18 protein-coding genes are annotated in these 19,674 nt (G+C 71.0%); 10 read left to right on the top strand and 8 right to left on the bottom strand.

Going from position 1 to position 19,674, the window contains the following annotated elements:
* The 4 genes from LUZ64_RS34440 to LUZ64_RS34425 form a co-directional block, all read left to right on the top strand.
* On the top strand, window positions 1-602 hold a 602-nt coding region (locus tag LUZ64_RS34440; protein ID WP_443729037.1), incomplete at its 5' end, for an elongation factor 1-alpha C-terminal domain-related protein.
* Window positions 603-610: 8 nt separating this feature from the next.
* A complete protein-coding gene (locus tag LUZ64_RS34435) occupies window positions 611-1,414 on the top strand; it encodes a thioesterase II family protein (RefSeq protein ID WP_095581660.1) in 804 nt (267 codons plus the stop codon).
* Complete coding sequence (locus LUZ64_RS34430; RefSeq protein ID WP_170116754.1) at window positions 1,392-2,540, top strand: acyl-CoA dehydrogenase family protein; 1,149 nt, start codon at window positions 1,392-1,394, stop codon at window positions 2,538-2,540. The genes LUZ64_RS34435 and LUZ64_RS34430 overlap by 23 nt, the downstream gene beginning before the upstream one ends.
* A 131-nt stretch (window positions 2,541-2,671) precedes the next feature.
* Window positions 2,672-3,799 carry an acyl-CoA dehydrogenase family protein gene (locus tag LUZ64_RS34425; protein ID WP_095581662.1) on the top strand — a complete coding sequence of 376 codons (1,128 nt, stop codon included), beginning with the start codon at window positions 2,672-2,674 and terminating at the stop codon, window positions 3,797-3,799.
* Between the two features lie 35 nt (window positions 3,800-3,834).
* Here LUZ64_RS34425 and LUZ64_RS34420 read toward each other — a convergent pair whose 3' ends face one another.
* Window positions 3,835-4,311 carry a hypothetical protein gene (locus LUZ64_RS34420; protein WP_095581663.1) on the bottom strand — a complete coding sequence of 159 codons (477 nt, stop codon included), beginning with the start codon at window positions 4,309-4,311 and terminating at the stop codon, window positions 3,835-3,837.
* Window positions 4,312-4,582: 271 nt separating this feature from the next.
* On the opposite strand from LUZ64_RS34420, the gene LUZ64_RS34415 reads away from it, so the two are divergent.
* Entirely contained in the window at window positions 4,583-4,987 is a 405-nt protein-coding gene (locus LUZ64_RS34415; RefSeq protein ID WP_095581664.1) for a DUF7144 family membrane protein, read from the top strand.
* On the opposite strand, the gene LUZ64_RS34410 is transcribed toward LUZ64_RS34415, so the two are convergent.
* Window positions 4,932-5,906, bottom strand: a complete 975-nt coding sequence (locus LUZ64_RS34410; RefSeq protein ID WP_170116755.1) for an EamA family transporter — start codon at window positions 5,904-5,906, stop codon at window positions 4,932-4,934. The genes LUZ64_RS34415 and LUZ64_RS34410 overlap by 56 nt on opposite strands.
* Window positions 5,907-5,946: 40 nt before the next feature.
* On the opposite strand from LUZ64_RS34410, the gene LUZ64_RS34405 reads away from it, so the two are divergent.
* The gene (locus LUZ64_RS34405) at window positions 5,947-6,471 is read left to right on the top strand and encodes a MarR family winged helix-turn-helix transcriptional regulator (RefSeq protein WP_095581675.1); all 525 of its coding nucleotides are present in this window, start codon (window positions 5,947-5,949) and stop codon (window positions 6,469-6,471) included.
* On the opposite strand, the gene LUZ64_RS34400 is transcribed toward LUZ64_RS34405, so the two are convergent.
* From LUZ64_RS34400 to LUZ64_RS34390, 3 genes are all read right to left on the bottom strand, one after another.
* The gene (locus LUZ64_RS34400) at window positions 6,419-7,693 is read right to left on the bottom strand and encodes an MFS transporter (protein WP_170116756.1); all 1,275 of its coding nucleotides are present in this window, start codon (window positions 7,691-7,693) and stop codon (window positions 6,419-6,421) included. The two genes, LUZ64_RS34405 and LUZ64_RS34400, sit on opposite strands and share 53 nt — an antisense overlap.
* Window positions 7,690-8,835 carry a JmjC domain-containing protein gene (locus tag LUZ64_RS34395; protein WP_170116757.1) on the bottom strand — a complete coding sequence of 382 codons (1,146 nt, stop codon included), beginning with the start codon at window positions 8,833-8,835 and terminating at the stop codon, window positions 7,690-7,692. Before LUZ64_RS34395 ends, LUZ64_RS34400 begins: the two co-directional genes overlap by 4 nt.
* 77 nt (window positions 8,836-8,912) lie before the next feature.
* The gene (locus LUZ64_RS34390; RefSeq protein ID WP_095581667.1) at window positions 8,913-10,070 is read right to left on the bottom strand and encodes a SagB/ThcOx family dehydrogenase; all 1,158 of its coding nucleotides are present in this window, start codon (window positions 10,068-10,070) and stop codon (window positions 8,913-8,915) included.
* A 777-nt stretch (window positions 10,071-10,847) separates the two neighbouring features.
* Between LUZ64_RS34390 and LUZ64_RS34385 the strand changes: the two genes are divergently transcribed.
* The 3 genes from LUZ64_RS34385 to LUZ64_RS34375 all read left to right on the top strand — a co-directional run bounded on the left by LUZ64_RS34385 (window position 10,848) and on the right by LUZ64_RS34375 (window position 14,734).
* A complete protein-coding gene (locus LUZ64_RS34385; protein ID WP_095581668.1) occupies window positions 10,848-12,788 on the top strand; it encodes a hypothetical protein in 1,941 nt (646 codons plus the stop codon).
* Between the two features lie 105 nt (window positions 12,789-12,893).
* Window positions 12,894-14,072: a sensor histidine kinase gene (locus LUZ64_RS34380; protein WP_095581669.1), complete on the top strand. Its 1,179-nt coding sequence runs from the start codon at window positions 12,894-12,896 to the stop codon at window positions 14,070-14,072.
* The gene (locus tag LUZ64_RS34375; protein ID WP_095581677.1) at window positions 14,069-14,734 is read left to right on the top strand and encodes a response regulator transcription factor; all 666 of its coding nucleotides are present in this window, start codon (window positions 14,069-14,071) and stop codon (window positions 14,732-14,734) included. The genes LUZ64_RS34380 and LUZ64_RS34375 overlap by 4 nt, the downstream gene beginning before the upstream one ends.
* Window positions 14,735-14,778: 44 nt before the next feature.
* Here LUZ64_RS34375 and LUZ64_RS34370 read toward each other — a convergent pair whose 3' ends face one another.
* Together LUZ64_RS34370 and LUZ64_RS34365 are read right to left on the bottom strand one after the other, a co-directional pair.
* Entirely contained in the window at window positions 14,779-16,323 is a 1,545-nt protein-coding gene (locus tag LUZ64_RS34370; RefSeq protein WP_095581670.1) for an AMP-binding protein, read from the bottom strand.
* 87 nt (window positions 16,324-16,410) lie between these two features.
* Window positions 16,411-17,298, bottom strand: a complete 888-nt coding sequence (locus LUZ64_RS34365; RefSeq protein WP_095581671.1) for a LysR family transcriptional regulator — start codon at window positions 17,296-17,298, stop codon at window positions 16,411-16,413.
* A gap of 195 nt (window positions 17,299-17,493) precedes the next feature.
* Between LUZ64_RS34365 and LUZ64_RS34360 the strand changes: the two genes are divergently transcribed.
* Window positions 17,494-18,708: a glycosyltransferase gene (locus tag LUZ64_RS34360; protein ID WP_095581672.1), complete on the top strand. Its 1,215-nt coding sequence runs from the start codon at window positions 17,494-17,496 to the stop codon at window positions 18,706-18,708.
* 49 nt (window positions 18,709-18,757) lie between these two features.
* On the opposite strand, the gene LUZ64_RS34355 is transcribed toward LUZ64_RS34360, so the two are convergent.
* Window positions 18,758-19,519, bottom strand: a complete 762-nt coding sequence (locus LUZ64_RS34355; RefSeq protein ID WP_095581673.1) for a DeoR/GlpR family DNA-binding transcription regulator — start codon at window positions 19,517-19,519, stop codon at window positions 18,758-18,760.
* Window positions 19,520-19,674: the final 155 nt, after the last annotated feature.

The following is a 19,674-nucleotide window of genomic DNA, read 5'->3' as shown; positions in this document are numbered from 1 at the left end:
TCCAGTACGTCATCCGCCCCCAGACCCCCACCCACCCCGACTACCGCGGCTACGCCGGCCAGATCGCCTCCGGCACCTTCCGGGTCGGCGACCACGTCACCGTCCTGCCCTCCGGCCGCACCAGCACGATCAGCGCGATCGACGCCCTGGGCACCGCCGTCGACACGGCCTTCGCGCCCCAGTCGGTCACCCTCCGGCTCACCGACGACCTCGACATCTCGCGCGGCGACCTCATCGCCCCGGCCGCCACCGCTCCCGTACCCACCCAGGACATCGAGGCCACCGTCTGCCACGTCACCGACCGGCCCCTGCGCGTGGGTGACCGCGTCCTGCTCAAGCACACCACCCGCACCGTCAAAGCCATCGTCAAGACCATCCCCTCCCGGCTCACCCTCGACGACCTCTCCCACCACCCCCACCCCGGAGAACTGACCGCCAACGACATCGGCCGGGTCACCCTCCGCACCGCCGAACCCCTCGCCCTCGACCCGTACGACCGCTCGCGCCGCACCGGCGCCTTCCTCCTCATCGACCCCGCCGACGGCACCACCCTCACCGCCGGCATGGCGGGCACCGCCTTCGCCGCTTCCCTCCAGAGGTGACTTCCCGCATGGCTCCTGCACCGCGCCCGCAGCGCTGGCTGCTGCGCAAACCCAAGGGAGACGCGCCCACCCGGCTCTTCTGCTTCCCGTACTCCGGTGTCGGGGCGTCGATGTACAACCGGTGGCCCAAGCACATCGGCCCCGCCGAGGTGTGCCTCATCCAGCTGCCGGGCCGGGAGAACCGCCTGCGCGACCCGCACTACGTCACGTACGAGCAGCTCGCCGGGCCGCTCGCGGAGGCGCTGCTGCCCTACCTGGACCGGCCGTTCGGCTTCTTCGGGCACTGCGGCGGCGCCCTGCCCGGCTTCGCCACCGCCCTCCACCTCCTGCGCGCGGGGCTGCCGACCCCGTCCGCGCTCTTCGTCTCCTCGCAGGTCGCCCCGCACGACGGCCCCTTCGGCCGGTTCCTCGGCATGACGGACGGCGAGCTGGCCGTCGAGCTGGGCGAGCTGACCCGGGCGATGGGAGGCACACCGCACCCCGGACTGATCGACATGAGCCTTGGGGTGCTGCGGGCCGACGTGGACGCCAACCGTGCCTACCACCTGGCCGAGCCGGTCCGGCTGCCCTCCGTGCTGCACACCATCGGCTGGGACGCCGACCGGGAGATCAGACCGGACCAGATGGGCGGCTGGGAGAAGTACGCGGAGCCCGGCCGCTTCCGGTCGACGGTCCTCCAGGGGGAGCACTACGCGTTCCTCGGCGCCCCCGATCACCTGGTCGACGTCCTCGCCGCCGGTATGCGGCGGGCGCACGAGGAGCACGAGAGGCAGGAAGGGGGTGTCACCGGTGGACCTGGCACCGACGCCTGAGCAACGGGCCTACCGCGACGAGGTGCGCGCGCTGCTCGGCACCGACGAGGTGCGCGCCGAGACCGCCGCGATCCGTACCCGCCCCGGCACCGAGGGCGGCCTCCTCGACGTCTACCGGAAGCTGGGGGAGCGCGGGCTGCTGGCGCCGAACTGGCCCCGGGAGTACGGCGGTAGCGGGCGCGGCATCGCCGAGAAGGCGATTCTCACGGAGGAGCTGATCGCGCACGGTGTGCCCGACATCGCGCACACCCTGAGCGTCGACATCGTCGGCCTGGCTTTGTTGCTGTTCGGCACCGACCGGCAGAAGGAACGGCTGCTGCCGCCGATCGCGCGCGGCGAGAGCGTCGCCGGGGTGCTGTTCAGCGAACCCGAGGCCGGGTCCGACCTCAGCGCCCTGAGGACCCGCGCCGAACGCGACGGCGACGGCTGGCGGCTCTCGGGCCGCAAGGTCTACAGCGCCAAGACCCAGCTGGCGGACTTCGCGCTGTGCGCCGCCCGCACGACCGAGTCGGAGGTCCGCTTCCACGGGATCACCGTCTTCCTGGTGCCCCTGCGCACCCCGGGCGTCGGCGTGGAACCGCTGTGGAACATCGGCGACGAGCGGTTCAACGAGGTGACGTTCTCCGGCATCCGCGTCACTGCGGAGGACGTGCTCGGCATCGTCGACGACGGCTGGCGGATCATCGGCGAGGTGCTCGGCCTGGAGCGCACCGGCATCGAGTTCCAGGCCAAGGCGCGCCGCTGGCTCGACGCCGCCCTGGAACGGACCGGCACCGCCGGGCTTTCCCCCGCCGAGGCCGGCCGGCTGGTGGCCCTCGACGCCGAGGTACGCGCGGCCCGGCTGCTGGCCTGGCGGTGCGTGGACGACATCCACGCCGGGCGGAGCGACGAGGTGCGGTCGGCGATGGCCAAGTACTGGGCGGGCGAGACGGGCCGCGAGGTCGCACTCGCCGCGTCCGAGACGGTGGGCCTCGACGCCCTGCTGGCCGGGGACGACGAGGAGAGCCTGGGTCACGGCGTCCTGGAGGCGGCCTGCCGGGAGGCGCCCGGCCTCACCCTGGCCTCGGGGACGTCCGAGGTCATGCTGACCGTCATCGCCTCCGCCGGTCTGGGACTGCTCGCCTGAGCGGGCGAGAGCCTTCGCGGGCCTCGCGCACCGGACAGAGCCCAAGCCACCAAGAGACCTCGAGCCACCAAGAGACCCCGAGCCACGAGAGAAGCCCGAGCCACCGAGAGAACCGGAGAGACCGGACCGTCATGGACGTCACACTCGACGCGGAGCACGAGGAACTGCGCCGGCTCGTCACCGAGACCCTGGGCGACGAGATCGCCCCGCTCATCCGCCGGATGGCCGACCGCCCGCGCCACGGCGCCGGTCCCGACGACACCGAGATCCGTGCCCTGGTCTGGCAGGCGCTGACCGGGATGGGCGCCCTGGGCCTCAACCAGTCGCCCGCCCCGGGCGCCCGCCGCGGTCTGCGCGCCCTCGCCGTACTGGCCGAACGGCTCGGCGAGGTCCTCTACCAGGGGCCGCTGCTGGACACGGTGCTCACCTCGGAGGCGCTGCTGCGCTGTACGCCGGGCCCGGAACGCGACCGATTCCTCAAAGAGATCGCCGCGGGCGCGTCCGTGGCCGCCGCCGTGCGCGACGGGGGCGTCCGCCCGTACGACACCCCCCTCACGGTGGGTGCGGCGGGGGGCACCGTCAGCGCCGAGCGGCGCTTCGTCGCCTTCGCGGCCGAGGCCGACTGGCTGCTGATCCCGGGCCTGACCGCCGACGGCGCCCACCGCACGGCACTGGTACGGCGCGACCGGCCCGGCGTCCACCTGTGCAGACACGAGGAGCTGGGCCGGGGCGAGCTGTACGCCGTGCGGCTCACGGACGCGCCGGTCACTCTCTGGCTCACCCCGGAGGACGACGCGGAAAGCACCTGGCACGAGCTGATCGCGTCCGCCCGTACCCTCCAGGCCGCTTACCTCGTCGGCCTCGCCCGGGCCGCCCTGCGGCTCGGCACCGACCGCCTCAAGGAGCGCCGGCAGTTCGGCGCCGCTCTGGCACGACAGCAGGCCCCGGCCTTCCTGCTGGCCCGCCTGGCCACCCGCGTGGACGCCGCCCACCTCCTCACCCGGCAGGCCGCCTGGGAGGCCGACACCGCCCGCGACCACCGCCTGACCGCAGGCCAGGCCCTCGCCATGGCCGCCGAACTGGCCCGCGACACCGGGCGTGACGTACTCCATCTGCACGGCGCCCACGGCATGACGGAAGCCAGCGACGCCCAGCTGTTCTACCGCCGCGCGACGGTCGAATCACGCGTACTCGGCTCACCCGCCCGGGTACGGGCCGACGTCCTGCCGCTGCTGCCGGCAGGGTGCCCGGGAGACTGAGGCCGGGGCCCGTCATCCCGCGCGGGACCGTGAACTCACGGGTGGTCCGCGAGGCGGCGGGCTTCGGCCACGACCTCGGCGTCGACCTCTTCGACTGTTCTGTCGGTGCAGCCGAGGCTGTCGTACACGTCGTCGAGGTCGGCGAGGGGTTCGGCCAGGGGCAGCCCATGGCCGAACAACTGATGAATGCGGAAAGCGAGCTCCCGGGGCGATATCCCGCCGGCCAGCATCCGGCCCGCGAGCGCGCGTGCGGCGGCTTCCCTGCCGGCATCGCTGCCGTACGGGTGGAAGTCGAGCCCCAGCTCGTCGAGAGCTTCAGGAACGAGCTCGGGCACGTCGCGATCCGCCTCGGCTCGCGTGCAGGCGGCCAGGGTCCTCAAGGTGGGGCTGTCGAGTCCGGCTACGAGCGCGTCGCAGGCGGCGTCGACGACTTCGACGGCGCGGACTCCGCCGATGCTCCAGAGCGCGGCGAGGTTTTGCAGGTCACGGGCTGATGATGCGGTCGGCGGCATCCGCCCATGATCTCTTGGCGGGTCCGTCCCGGGGCGAGCGGGGTCGCCTGTCGCCCCGCTCGCCCCGGGACGGGTCCGTGTGCGATCACCGGTCGCGGAGGGCGAAGATGGAGACGAGGGGCCGGAGTCCGCTGACGTGGCCAGGACGCAGGGCGCAGGACGCAGGGCGCGGCTCCGCGGAGCCGGAGCGGCGCTTCGCCTGCGGCGCGGTGGCAGCGCACCGGGGCCCCGACCGCCCCCCTCCCCGACGAGCAGGCAAAGGAGCGGAACCATGTCCTCCATGCTCGACCACCAGAGCGAACACGCCCAGACGGCAGCCGCCGGGCTGACGGTGTTCGCGGCGGTGATGCTGCTCATCGCGGGATTCCTGGACGTGTTCCGGGGTGTCTCCGCGATCGTCAACGACACGGTGTACGTCAGCGCGCCCGACTACGTCTACAAGTTCAGCCTGGCGGGCTGGGGCTGGGTGCACCTCTTCCTCGGGATCGCGGCCATCATGGTGGGCGTCGGCCTGTTCAAGGTCTCGACCTGGGCCAGGGTGCTGGGCATCGCCATCGCGGCGCTGCTCCTGATCTCCAACTTCCTGTTCATCCCCTACTACCCGCTGTGGTCGATCGTGGTCATGGCTCTGTGCGCCTTCGTGATCTGGGGCCTCTGCGTCGTCCGTCAGGAGTGAGGGCCGCCGCGGGGCTTCCGTCGGAGACGGGGCGTGCGGATGCCCGGAGACCGCCGCGCCGGCCCGCGCGGAGGGGACGGCCGAGGGCGACTCCGGCCAGGACCAGGGCGAGTCCGCACAGTTGCCGACCGGTCAGTACTTCGGCGGCGACCACTGTGCCGAGCAGCACGCCCGTCACGGGATTCAGCAGTCCGATCAGGCCGACCGTTCCCGCGGGCAGACGCCGCAGACCCGTGAACCAGGCGGCGAAGGCCAGCGCGGTGGCGACCAGGGCGACGTAGCCGAAGGCGAGGAGCGCCGACGCGGAGAGTGCGGGGGGAGGGCCTTCCACGACCGCGGCGGCCGGGAGCAGGAACAGGCTTCCCGCGGTGAGCTGCCAGGCGGTCGAGGCGAGCACGTCGGTGTCGGTGCTCCAGGTGCTCCACCGCTTGGCCAGGATGTGACCGAAGGACGAGACGAGCATGGCGGCGGCCGAGGCGAGGACTCCCCGGACGCTCACCCTCTCCGCTCCTGTGAGCAGCATCAGACACACCCCGGCGAGCCCGATCGCGGCGCCGGCCAGGTGGGCGGTCCGGGGGCGCTCGGACACCAGCGGCCAGGCTATGAGCATCATCGTCAGCGGGGACAGGGCCATGACGGTCGCGGCGACGCTCGTCGGCAGCAGCTGGGAGGCGACGTAGACGAGGACGAAGAACACGCTCACGTTGAGCAGTCCCAGCACCGCGGACCGCCACCACCACGCGCCACGCGGCCGCCGCCTGCACAGGGCCAGCAGGGCGAGGCCGGCGGGGAGCGCGCGCAGAGCGGCTCCGTACAGCGGACGGTCCGCGGGGAGGAACTCGTGCGTGACGAAGTAGTTGGTCCCCCACGCCACCGGTGCGACGGCGGTCAGCAGCACCCAACGCGCATTAGCTTCCATGGAAGGTAATATAACTTCCATGGAAGCTAACATGGTGACCATGGAAGAAAAGCAGCCGCTGGACCGTGTGGCCCGCATCCAGGCCGACTGGCACCGGGAGCGGCCCGACCTCGACGTCGGCCCGCAAGGTGTGATCGGCCGGCTGCACCGCCTGGCGGACCGGCTCACCGAGGAGCTCTGCCTCGTGTACCGCCGCTACGGCCTCAGCGAGGGGGAGTTCGACGTCCTGTGCGCCCTGCGCCGCGCGGGCGAGCCCTACGAGCGGGCGCCCGGCGAGCTCGCCGCGCACACCATGGTCACCACCGGCGCGATGACGAAGAGGATCGATCGCCTGGAGCGGGCCGGCCTCGTCACCCGCCGCCGTTCCCGGGACGATCAGCGCGGCCGGATCGTCGCCCTCACCGAACCCGGGCGCCGGCTGATCGACGAGGCGTTCACCGACCACATGCGCAACGAACGCCGGCTGCTGGACCTCCTGGCGTCCACCGAGGCCGAGACGCTCGAAACGCTGCTCACGACCTGGCTCTCCCGCATGGAGGATCCGAGCTCTCCCGGCGGGGAGTGACCCGCGCCCGTTCCGCCCGGCGTACGAGTGCCGGCGCGGCGAGTGCCGGGGAGCAGAGCGCGACGCCGAGTACGGCCCATCCGGCCGGCCCGTGGTCGATGCAGAGGAAGGTCACGAGAACGGGTCCGAGAGCCTTGGAGGCGCCGTACCCCAGGTTGAAGAATCCTTGGTACTGGCCTTGACACCCTTCCGGAGCGAGGGTCATGGACACCTCGAACCCCCCGGCTGTTGCCAGTAATTCGCCCACGGTGACCACGAGGGCGGCAGCGAGGAGCAGAGCGGCGTCGAAGCGCCCACGGGAGGTGAGGGCGGGCAGGGAGCATCCGAGGAGGAACAGTAGCCCGGCGTGGCGCAGCAGGCGGCCCGCGGTGCTGAGGGAGGAGGCGCTCCGTGACACGCGGACCTGGAAAAGGACGATCACCACGGTGTTCAGTGTGAGGATCACGGACGCCAGCCAGGCGGGGCCGGCGCCGGTGCGGTAGATCCACAAGGGCAGCCCGAGGGAGATCACCTGGAGGCTGACGGACAGTACCCCGTGCACCATGGTGAGCGCGATGTACGGGAAGTCCCGCAGGACCGGACGAGCGGTGTTCTCGATCCCTCGTCCGCCCGCGGCGGCCCGCCGCTCGGGGGTGCCGGGGGCCGTGAGCAGCTGGACGCCCGCCGCGGCGGCGAAGCTCAAGGCGTTCACCAGCAGGGCCATGACGAACGCGGCCCTGCTGTCCGCGTTGATCACCAGTCCAGCGAGCGCCGAGCCGATGGCGACCGCCGCGTTCGACAAGGCGGTCAGCTGCGACCGGTACCGGACGCGCTGCTCGCCCCCGATCTCGGCGATCAGCGCTCCTTGTGCCGAGCGGGCTCCCTGGGCGGCCAGCGCCCCGACGCAGGCGATGACGGTGAAGGCCGCCAGGCTTGCCACGAAGGGAACGGCCCCGGCGCTGACGGCCTGCACCCCGTACATGAGCAGAAGCGTCTTGCGGGAGCCCCGGCGGTCCGCCAACTTCCCCACGGGAACCGCGGAGAGCAAGCCGACGAGCCCGGCGATCCCGAGTCCGACACCCACGTCCCCCGCGGAGAGGCCGATCCGGGATGTGAGGTAGAGCGGGGCTAGCACGACGTACAGGCCGGTGCCGAGACTGTCGATCAGCACCGCGTAGGAGAAGATACGGGCCGGACCGGAGGGTGGCAGAAGGCCGGTGAGCCGGCCCCTCGCCGCTGTCACCGCACCGTTACCAGCACGCCGCATTCCTCCAGGGCCTGCACAAGGGCCTCCGCGTCCTCGGTCTTCGTTTCGGAGCCGGTCGCGACGAGGCCCGCGGTGGTGAAGTCGGCACCGCCCAGAACGCGGTCCAGCATGGGGGCGAACCCGCCGGGAATGCCGATCTCCGTTTCGGGAGTCCGTAGGCAGACGTCGTTTCCCTGGGGCAGGAGGTCGAATATCAGGCCTTCGCGTAACCGGTACCTGACCTCCCCGGGGCGGGCGGTCGGTACGTGCTCGTCTCCCGGCAGAACGGTCAGCGGGCGTGGCGGGAGATCCGCCCACGCGAGCTGCCGCAGCTTCCATCGGGCCTCGGCCGCCGGGGCGTCGAACGACGTACGCCGGGCCAGCTCCGCGAAAATCTCCCGAGCGTCGCTCCCCGTGAGGCCGGCTACGGGTACGGCTTCGCGAAGCCATTCGTCCTCGGCGGCCATGACGTCGAGCAACTGACGGAGCACATCGATCCTGGTGATCGGAGCCATGGCCGCGGTCAGATGGACAGAGGTGTGATCGACGGCCTCCGCTCCGTGCAGAAACCCTCGCGGTATGTAGAGTACGTCGCCTTTGTGGAGGGTCAACTCATACGGAGCCCCCAGTGATTCGAGGATCTCCGTGCGTTGCTGGTCCTGGAACTTCGTCCACGCCTGACTCGGCAGCGGGCTGAGGATCGGCGGATCCCAGATCTTCCAGAGTTTTTCCCCTGACATCTGAAAGATGAACACGTCGTCGTAGTCGAAGTGGGTGTTCACCGCCTGACTGTCCGGGGGTGTGACGAACACGTTCATGGTCACGGGGTGGCCGAGCCGTCCCGCGAGCCGCCGCGCGAAGGAGCCCGCCCGGGGCGAGTAGCGGTGCACCGAACGCAGGATGAGCGAGTACCCTCCGCGTACGGCCTGCCGGACCTTGTCGGGGTCGACGTAGGGCGGGGAGCCGGGCGTGTCACCGGGTGCCGGACGGCCGTAGTTCTCCTCGGGAAGATATGCGTCGTTCCGGACGACTCGCAGTGACCGGGTCCGCAGACCGGAAGAGGCCAGTGCCTCCTCCACTTCCTGTGCGGTCATCGGCACTTCGGCGTGCTGTCCCAGTTCCTCGGCGGTCGTGTGCAAGGGGGCCGTGCCGAAGAACCGCGCGAAGAAATCCTGGTGGGGCAACGCGACACAGGAGGAGAGGACATCGCTCTTGGTCATGAGTCCGCCTCCCGGGCGGGCGTAGGCACCGACGCGATCGGGATCTGCGGCGGAAGGCCGTCGGTCCGCCCGGCCGGAACTCCGGCTCCCAGTATGTAGAGCACGGTCTCGGAGATCCCGTCGATACCCAGGAACTCCTCGATCTCGCTGTCCCTGAAGGCGTCGGTCTGGAAGGGGCCGAGCCCGGCTGCCGTTGCGGTGAGCAGGAAGGTCTGCCCGAGGTGGCCCGCGTTGAGGAACAAGGCCCGGAGGATGCGGCCCTGACGGTACTTGTACGCCGCGCGTTCGATCTTCGCGGTCAGGAAGCACACGAACCCGGCGGCACCGACCATGTGCTGCCCGAAGGCGAGCCTCTGGACGGTCTCACGAGTGACTTCCTCACGCAGAGCGGCCAGGGAATGGTCGGACGGGGAGTAGTGGTAGAGGCCGGGCTGGATTCCTTCGACGTTGAGGACCGCCACATAGCACTCGTTCTCGTGCCGGGAGCCGGCGCAAGGACTTGTGCGCATCATGAGTGTCCCGAACCCCTCGCCATCGGCGAAAAACATCGGACCGAAGGTGAAGTGGAGAACCGTGGAGAAGGTGCGCAACGGAACCGGGTCGGTAAGGAATTCCCGATGGGTGCGGCGTGAAGTGATCGTGTCTTCGTATTCCCGGCGCAGGGGGAGGTATGCCTGCGGAAGGCGGAGTACGGGCGCGCCCGGATGGCGGGAGAATATCTCGGGACGCGGGCCCGATTCAAGTATTCTGTTCTTCTCGGCTTCCCGGTGGGAAATGTCGGATGCCTCTTCCGCGAGGTAGGTGACGTCCTTCGTGCCGAAAAGGAAGAGGCGCGCCTCGGGGCCCCAGTTCTTCCAGTGCCGCTCCAGCGTCTCGTCGCGCTCCGCCTGCTCGCGGGTCTGCAGGAGCCCGCTCGCGTGTAACTCCTTGACCGCACCGAGTACGTCCTCGCGGCCGTAGCCCTCCAGGAGGTGTGCGACGTCCTCCGGGTCGGCCCAGTCGTCGAAGAGGGTGAGGACCTCGACGGCCGCGCCGTTCACCCTGGTCGCCGGTATCCGGTCCGCTCCCTCTGGCTTTTGGGTCAGATAATCCTGGATCGCGAGCCCTCCGTCGTGCCAGTAGGCGACCAGGGACCGAGGCCGGCGCAGTTCCATTTCTCTCCTAGACGTCTCCGGGCCGGGCTATGGGCGGCGCCGCGCGGGATTTCTGTCGGCGCCACCCATAGTTACATCCTTACCAGGCTCAACGGGTCGGGTCGTGCAGAACCTTGTTGCTGCCCGTGGTCACCGGACGGATTTCGATCTTCTGCATGCTTCTTCCTCCTCTCCCATATCGGGGACTTGGAACAGTAAGGCGATTCGCGTGCGCGGTGCAACTATATGGGCGGTCTTGTTAAGTGGGGTGAAATCTGCTAGCCCTGGTTCTCGTGCGCATTTCCTGTCCCGAAAATAGCTACGGCGAGTCTGTCGTATGCCAGGGGAATTGCCAGGTCAGCCGAGAAGCGGGCTCAGGGGTTGCGGACCCTGCAAGCGGATCTTGAGGGGGATTATCGGGAAAGATTCACACATGAGACGCTTTGTGTGCGGTATTTTTGCGCCACTTCCGGGAGGGGGCCCGTAGGCCGGCCGTGCCGCGCGGAGAAGTGCGGCAATGCCGACCCTCGGCATGCTCTTGACCACCGTGACCGTGTCACGCGGTGCCCTCGGTACCCCGCCCGGGGAAGGAGGCCGACCCCCTCCCATCGGAGGGGGTCGTGTGGACCGGGGAGGAAGCTGAATAGCCGTTCGGGTGACGATTCACCGCCGTGGGAATTGAAAAAATCCGGACACCGGATCGAAATTCTCGCACGGCTACGGCAGAGGCAAAAAATGAGAAATGCAGGACGGCAGCGCGTCATACCCGGCGTCATACCCCGCGTCATCACGACCGTCATGGCAGCGGCCGTGGTGTTCGCCGTCACCGGTGAATCCACCGCTCTGGCCGCCCCGCCCGAAAAGCCGGGCAGTGCGGCCGCCGCACCGCAGACGCACGCCGATGAATACACCCATATCGTGGTCGACAAACGACCCCGGGGAGAAGCGAACCCCGACGAACTGCGCGCGTCCCTGAACAAGAACGGCCTCCAGACCTCGAAGAGCCGCTGGCTCACCGAAGGGAAGGACGTGGAGGCCGAACTGCGGAAGATGGGCTCCGGGTACGCGAAGCACGGGCACCACGAGCACGTCTTCATGTGGGACTCCACGAAGAAGGGCATCGAGGGCGGCAACGCCATCGAGGGCAACGGCGACGCCGTCCGGGTCAAGATCCGGTGGGACGCGCTGAAGAAGGACGGCAACTTCCTCAGCGGCACCCTCAAGGGGGACCACGGCGGCGGCCCGCTCGGCGGCGCGTCGACCAACGGCGCCTGGGCGTACAAGGGGGACATTCCCCGGAAGTACCTGTTCATCGTGGGGGTCGACGACCCCTCCCACCCCGGCATGAGCCAGTGGCTCGCCGGAAAGGGCTGGCCCGACGGCAACGGCGTGTGCGGCACCGGCGCCGCGTCGGGCAGGGCGAAGCGGTCGGCGGACGCGTGCGCCGTGGCCGCCGACGACGCCAAGGTCGCCCGTACCCACCAGGAGCGCCTGCGTGCCCAGGGCGCCGACGTCGAGTACGTCACCTCTCTGGAGGAGTTCGAGAAGAACCCCAAGGCGTTGATGTCACCGCTGCGCGAGACCAACAAGGTCCTCAACGACGCCGCGGCCGCCGAGCTCGGCGCGAAGGACTTCGAGTCGTTCTCCACCCAGGTCACCGAAGCCCTGGGCCGAGACCTGAAAGCCGTGCACGGGCTCACCACCGACACCGGCCTGCTCGCCAAGGTCGGCCGCCAGGTCGGCCGGGCCGGCGAGCTCGGCGTCAAGATCCTGCCGTACGCGGGGATCGCCGCCACCGGCTACGCCGTCGCCGAGGACGTCAAGGCCGGGGACTACGGCAACCTCGCCTTCGACTCGGTCGCCGAGGGCCTTCAGGTCGCCATGGTCGCCCAGCCGGAGCTCACACCGCTCCTCGAGCCCGCCCTGCTGGCCGAGCAGCTGGCGCAGCTCGTGTACGGCGAGGTCGCCGGGTGGATCGCGGAGCAGAAGCAGCTCGCCCACGACCGCGGCCAGTGGGACGACGCCGTCAAGGACCTGGTGGCACACCGTGACACGCAGTGGCGCGACCGCCTCGAGGGCCAGGCCCTCCAGGAGCTCTTCCCCCAGCTCAACGAGAAGTTCAACCGTGTACTGACGTCCGACGTGGTCACCCTCGGCAAGTGGGCCAAGGCCAAGAAGGCGGCCGTCGCCCGAATCGCCGAGCAGTCCCGGGCCCGCGCCGGATCCGACGAGGAGAAGCGGCGTATCAGCACACACGAGTCCGCGCTGAAGAAGAAGATCGACGCGAAGATGTGGGAACAGCAGGACGCCCGCACCGAGCTCTACGCCCAGGAGATCGTCAAGGTCGCCACCGGGGCCTTCGCCTCGGTGCTCAAGCCGGGCAAGGACGGCAAGAGCGGCTTCGACACCTTCAACGGCCACTTCGTCGACAAGAGCGCGAAGCCGTATCTGGACAAGCTGATCGGCAAGATCTCCGACGACGAGTTCCGCGCCGGCGGAGCCAGGGTGTGGGACCAGCGGGAGCTCAACCGCCGCCAGGCGCGCTGGAAGAGCATGACGGACGGCAAGCTCGCCGAGGTGCGCGAGGCCCTGTCCCGGGCGCCCGGAACCACCTTGTCCGGGGAAGAACTGCGGAAGATGCAGCAGAAGTACTTCCCGGCGAAGGAGGTCTTCCGCGACCCGGAGCGCGACCGGGAGCGGATCTTCCAGGAGCTCGTACGGGACCAGCGGAAGCCCTGAGCGGGGCAGCGCCCGGCAGGCCGGCGGCACTGTCCGGAGGGTGGCCGGAGGATAGACTTCACCACCCATCCGGACATAGTGTGATCATCTGAGGGGTGCACGGACATGGAGTGGTACACCGCGCTGTGCGACAGCCGGTGGAAGAACACCGTCCTGGCCGTGGCCTACGGCATCCCGCTCGTCGACATCGCGCTGGTCGTCCCGGACGCCGGGCTCGTCCCGAGCCGGACCGCGGGCCTGCTGGTGTCCCTCGCCATCGCGGTGACCACGGTGTGGCGCGAACGCCTCCTCCTGCCCTACAGCGTGCTCTCCGCCGCCGGAGTGATGATCACCGGCCATCTGCTGAGCACCACGGTGGCCTGCTACACCGCGGTCCGCAAGGGCCACTCCGTACTGGCCGCCACCCTGGTGCTCGTCTCCCTGGTCTTCGCGCTCGCGACGCCGGAGGCGCTCATCGCGCACGCCCCGCACCCGGAGGCCACGTTCTCCGGCGCCGCAGTCATCGTGCTCGTACCGGTGCTCATGGGCTGCCTGGCCAAGGCGAACAGGAAGATGGCGGAGCTCACCGCCGAACGGCAGGCCAGGGAAGCCCTCCTCCAGGAGGGCCGGCTCCGCGAAGCCGCCCTGCGCCAGCGCGAACGGCTCGTACGGGACATCCACGACGGGGTCGGGCGCCAGATCACGCTCATGGTGCTCCAGGCCGGCGCCATCGAGGTCCGCGCGGACGCCTCGGCACCCGTCAAGGACGGGTGCCGGGTCATCTCCGACGCGGGGCGCGACGCCGTCCACGCCCTGCGCGAGATCGTCACGCTCGCGAAGGCGCCCGACCCCGGCGACGTACCTCCGGCCGGACGCCGGCACACCCTGGCGGACCTCGCCCCCGTGATCGGCCGCTACCGCGACGGCGGCCACCCGATCACCGTCGACATCCACATCGCCCCGGTCCCTCCCGGCCCGGCCGCCCAGGACCTCGCCCACAAGGTCGTCACCGAAGGGCTCAGCAACGCCGCGCGCCACGCCGGCGGCGCCGCCGTCGACATCCGGATCCACCAGACCGGCACCGCACTGGTCGTCACCGTGGCCAACGAGACGCCCCCGCCGGACGGCGACCCGCTGCCGGGCACCGGCCACGGCCTGGCCTGGCTCCGCGAGGAGGTCCGGGCCTCGGGCGGCACCCTGACGGCGGCCCCCGCGCCCGGCGGGGGATTCGTCCTGCGAGCCCGGCTGCCGCTGCACGGCGACGACACCACCCGCCCCGCGTCCCCCGCCGAGGAGATCGTGTGATCCGCGTCCTGATAGCCGACGACGACACCCTGGTCCGCGCCGGCATCCGCGCCATCGTGGAGGCGTCCCCGCAGATCACGGTCACGGCGGAGGCCCGGGACGGCGTCGAGGCCGTCGACCAGGTCCGCCGGTGCCGGCCCGACGTGGTCCTGATGGACATCGAGATGCCGGGCTGCGACGGCCTGGCCGCCACGCGCCGGCTCCTCCAGCGGCCCGATCCGCCCAAGGTGCTCGTCCTGACCACGTTCGGCATGGACGAGAACATCACCGCCGCGCTGCACGCGGGGGCCTCGGGCTTCCTGCTGAAACAGCTCAACCCGGAACAGCTCATCCACGCGGTGTGCACGGTCGCCGCGGGCGGCACGGTGCTGTCCCCCACCGTCACCCGGCAACTCCTCGCCCGCGGGACGTCCGTGCCCCGGCGCGCGACCGAGACCCGCGCCCTGGTCGCCAGGCTCAGCACCCGCGAACGGGAGGTCTTCGCCTGCCTCGGCGAGGGCATGAGCAACGCCGAGATCGCCGAAAAGCTGTACATGAGCCCGTCCACCGTCAAGACGTACGTCTCCCGCGCCCTCACCAAGCTCGACGTCGACAACCGCACGCAGGCGGCACTGCTGGCGTACGAACTCAACCTGAGCGGGCCGGGCGATCGCGACCCGTAGAGCTTGTGGAGAGAGCCACGGGGACGACGGGACGACGCTGCACCTCAGACGGTCAGCCGGGAGCGAAGCAGTCGCCTGTCCGGCTTGCCCGCCGCCGTCAAGGGGAGGGCAGGCAGCAGGTGCAGGGCCTCGGGAGCGTAGAGGCGGCCCTTGCGGGCGGTGACGAAGTCCCGGATCTCCTTCAGCGAGGGCTGCTGTCCGGGTGCCGGAACCACGGCCGCGTGGACATGCTCCACCGACTCCTGGTCCCGGCTGCCGAAGACCACGCACTGGGCTACCGCGGGATGGCTCAGCAGCAGGTCTTCCAGCTCGGCCGGGTAGACGTGGCCCCCGACGACCACGATCATCTCCTTGATCCGGTCCACGATGTAGAGGTAGCCGTCCTCGTCGAGGTAGCCGACGTCACCGGTGTGCACCCAGCCGTCCCGCAGCACCTCGGCGGTCAGCTCCGGCCGCTTCCAGTAGCCCTGCATCATGTAGGGCGAGCGCACCTGCACCTCGCCCCGCTCCCCGGCCGGCAGGGTGGTGCCGTCGGCGTCCCGGATCGCGATCTCCACACCGGGCAGGGCCCGGCCGACCGTCAGGTGCCCGCCGACACCGGTCAGCTCCTGCTCCCCGGGGCCCGCCTCGGTGATGGACTGCGCCTCGGCCTGCCCGTACCAGCCGTAGAGCACGGGGCCCAGGGCCTTGACCGCCTGCCGCAGCCTGGCCGGTGACGCCGCGGTGCCGCCGTAGGTGACCCGGCCCAGGCTGGACAGATCGGTGCCGGGCAGGTCCGGGTGGTCCAGCAACTGGTAGAGCAGCGGGGGCAGCAGCCAGGTGTGGGTGACGCGCTCGCGCTCGATCGCGGCCAGCACGTCGCCGGGCTCGAAGCCGTGCAGCAGGACCACCGAGCCACCCTGGTAGAGCGTCATGTCGGTGAAGATCCCGGCCAGGTGGGCGAGGGAGGTGCAGGCCAGGTAGCGGGGCGGCTCGCCGGCGTCGGTGAGCCGGTGCTCCAGGCCCCGCCGGTACGCGCCATGGGTCATCCGGATGCCCTTGGGGATCCCGGTGGTCCCGCCGGTGTGCCGGACGCACCAGTCGTCGTCGGGACCCACCAGGCCGCCCATCGGCCGCGCCGGGCGCCGCGCGGCCGCCGCCAGCACGTCATCGGCGAAGCCGCTCGGTCCGAGCGAGAGCGCCGGGGGAACGTCGGCGAGCCGCAGCAACTCCTCGGCGGTGGTGTGCCGCCGGTCGTCCACCAGGAGGAGGGAGCAGTCCACGCTCTCCATGATGAGCTTCATGGTCGACGGGCTCGTGCCGTCGTAGAGGCTGACCACCCGGGCCCCGGCCAGGTTGGCGGCGTAGCGGGCGACGAGGGCTTCGGCGGTGTTGCCGGTGAGCAGGGTGACGGTGGTGCCGCGGGTCACCCCTCGCTCGGCCAGCTCACCGGCGAGCCGGTAGATCCGGTCCCGGAGCTCCTCACCGCTGATCACCAGCCCCTCGGCGGTGGTGACGACCGCACGCCGCGGCTCGGCGGACAGCACGGCGAGGACGGCCTCCACGTAGCCGCTGAAACCGCCGTCCTCGGTGGCGCCTTGCTGGCTCATCGCTGTTCTCCTTCGTCGGAAGCCGGTGGGCCCCTCCGACGGTAGTGAAGCCCGCTCATGCCTTCCACGACCTGTTCCGCCATGTGCTCATGCCTCCACGGGCATGATCCGTTCCATGGCCAGCCGACGGAATTCCAGGGCGGCGGGGGAGAGGTGGGCACCCTTGCGCCACACCAGGGTCAGCGTCCGGTGACAGTCCGCGGCGTCCAGCCGCAGCCAGGTCACCGGGCTGCGCTCACCCAGGGTCAGCCGTGCGACGGCCGGCATCAGGCCGATGCCCAGCCCGGCGCCTATCAGCTCGGGGGTGGCGGCGGCCTCGTCGCCCTCGCAGACCACCCTCGGCGCGAGCCCCTCGCGGGCGAACAGGCGCTCCAGCAGCGAACGTTGCCAGTGACCGGCACGCGTGCTGACGAACTCCTCACCGGCCAGCTCGGCCACCGTGACGCGCTCCCGGCCGGCCAGCGGATGCCCGGGCGGCACGGCCAGCAGTACCTCCTCCCGGGCCAGCTCCACCGAACACAGTTCGGGGCCGGCCAACGGCTGGGAGGCCAGTGCGAAGTCCACTTCGGCGGACCGCAGATGACGCCGCATCGACTCCAGGGGAGCCTGGAACAGGCGCACCTCCACCCCGGGACGGCGCTCCCGGAACGCGGGCAGCACCCCGGCCAGCTGGAGCAGCGTCTCCGCCGCTACGGCCACCCGCCCCGGGCCGTCACCGGCGGCGTCGGCCATCTCCCGACGGGCGTCGTCGAGCTCGGCCAGCGCCCGCTCGACCCGGCGCAGGAAGGCCGCGCCGTGCTCGTTGAGCCGTATGCGCCGACCCTGGCGGTCGAACAGCGGAATACCCAGTTCTGACTCCAGCCGGATGATGGTCCGGCTCACCGACGGCTGAGCGACCCGGAGTTCCTCCGCGGCCCGGCTGATGTGCTGATGACGGGCCACGGCCTGGAAATATCGCAGGGAGAGAAGATCCATGACGGTAGTCTCGCCGGATCTTTCGATCGGTGCGGTTCCGCGGAGACCGGCGATCGGTGGCGGCGTGAAAGCAAGGAGGACTACCCACTCCTTTCCATTTTCAAGATATAGCGCACCAAGGGGCTTGCGGCAAGGCCCCTGCCGTGCCGCAGAATCGCCCACCGAAGCCGGAAACCATGGAAATGGGGTCACGAAATGCGTGCGCTGTTGTCGACGTATGGATCGCGCGGGGACGTCGAACCACTGGTGGCACTCGCGGTGCGGCTGCGGGAACTCGGCGCGGAGGTGCGGGTCTGTGCCCCGCCGGACGAGGATTTCGCGCGGCGGCTGGCCGGTGCGCGTGTGCCGCTGGTACCGGTCGGCCCGTCGGCGCGGGCGCTGACGAAGGCCGGGGCGGCGCCCTCGTCACTGCCCCGGCGCGCGGCCGAGCTGATCGCCGAGCAGTTCGACACGGTCACCGCCGCGGCCGAAGGATGTGACGTGCTGGTGGCGACCGGCATGATGCCGGCCGCGGCCGGCGCGCTGTCGGTGGCCGAGAAACTGGGCGTCCGCTCCGTGTCCGTGACCTTCCAGCAGCTCACCCTGCCGGCGCCGCACCGCGCGCCGCTGGCCTACCCGGGCCGGCCGTTCCCGCCGGAGGTGACCGACAACCGGGTGCTGTGGGACCTGGACGCCCGGAGCAACAACGCGCTCTTCGGCGAGGCGCTCAACACCAACCGGGCGTCGGCCGGCCTGCCCCCGGTGGACGACGTCCGCGCCTACGTCATCGGCGACCGGCCCTGGCTGGCCACGGACCCGGCCCTGGACCCGTGGCGGGAGACGCCGGAGCTCGACGTCGTACAGACCGGCGCGTGGACCCTGCCGGACGAACGCCCGCTCCCCGCCGAGCTGGTGGAGTTCCTGGAAGCCGGAGAGCCGCCGGTGTACGTGGGCTTCGGCAGCATGCCCATGGGGACGTCGGAGGACGCCGCCAGGGTGGCGATCGAAGCGATCCGCGCGCAGGGCCGCCGCGCCCTCGTCGGGCGCGGCTGGGCCGACCTGACCCTGATCGACGGGCACGCCGACTGCTTCGCCGTCGGCGAGGCCAACCACCAGGCCCTCTTCGGGAAAGTGGCGGCCGTCGTGCACCACGGCGGCGCGGGCACCACGACGACGGCCACCCGGGCGGGCACACCTCAGGTCGTGGTGCCACAGGCGACGGACCAGCCGTACTGGGCCGCCCGGGTGGCCGATCTCGGCATCGGTGCGGCACATGACGGCCCGACTCCGACCTCCGAGTCCCTGTCGGCCGCCCTCCGGACGGCTCTGACCCCCGAGACCCGCGCACGGGCGAAGGCCGTGGCCGGAGCGGTACGCGCCGACGGGGCGTCGGTGGCCGCGAAGCTGCTGTTCGACGCGGCCGGCCGGTAGTCCTCCGGGCCGGGGTCGGCCTATCGGTCTCCGCCGGCGGGCGGCGACGTCACACGCGCAGAACCTGCGGCCCCAGGAGCGAGTAGCGGTGCGCCTCGCTCTGCGTCAGCCGTGTGTCCGTGACGATCGTCTCGAACGCGGTCGGCTCTGCGAAGCGGCAGAAGCTCACCGCCCCGAACTTCGTGTACACCCCGGAGAACACCCGTCGCCGCGACACCCGCACCGCCTGACGCTTGACCTCGCCCACCGCCGGATCGGGCGTCGTCAGCCCGTACTCGCGGGAGATGCCATTGGCACCGATGTACGCCAGATCGATCACCAGCCCCGCCAGCATGCGGGCCGCCCAGTGGTCGACCGTCGCCATGGTCGCGCCACGCACCCGGCCGCCCAGGAGCATCACCGTGACGTTGTCGCGGGCGGCCAGCAGCGCGGCGGTGGCCAGGGAGGCCGTCACGACGGTGAGCGGTCGCTCACGGGGGAGCGCGGCCGCGATCAGCTGAGGTGTGTACCCCTCGTCGATGAACACGGTCTCGGCGTCGCTGAGCAGCGCCGCCGCGCACGCCGCGATCCGTGCCTTCTCCGCCACGTGCATCGTGGTGCGGAACGCGAGGGTGGACTCGTAACCCGCGCTCTCCACCGGGTACGCGCCACCGTGCGTACGCCGCACCAGGCCGTGGTCCTCCAGGACCCGCAGGTCCCGCCGTACGGTCTCCTTCGCCACTCCCATATCCGCGGCGAGCTTGGCCACGTTCACCTCTCCGGCCCGGCGGGCCGTCTCCACGATGCGGCGCCTTCGTTCCTCGGCCTCCACCTCACACCCCTGTACCCGGCCCGCTCCCGCCGTCGACGCGGCGGTCGGGCCGGTGTCGGTCGTGCTCGACCTGTCGTGTGCGTACGCCCGTTCGGGCTTCGGGTCCTTTCTATCGGGGGTTCGGGGACTCCGGGGGAGGCTGGCCGGAACCGGTC

Origin of the sequence: Streptomyces albireticuli (assembly GCF_021228125.1) — a bacterium.
Classification (GTDB): Bacteria; Actinomycetota; Actinomycetes; order Streptomycetales; family Streptomycetaceae; genus Streptomyces; species Streptomyces albireticuli.
This window is presented reverse-complemented; position numbering and strand designations above follow the sequence as displayed.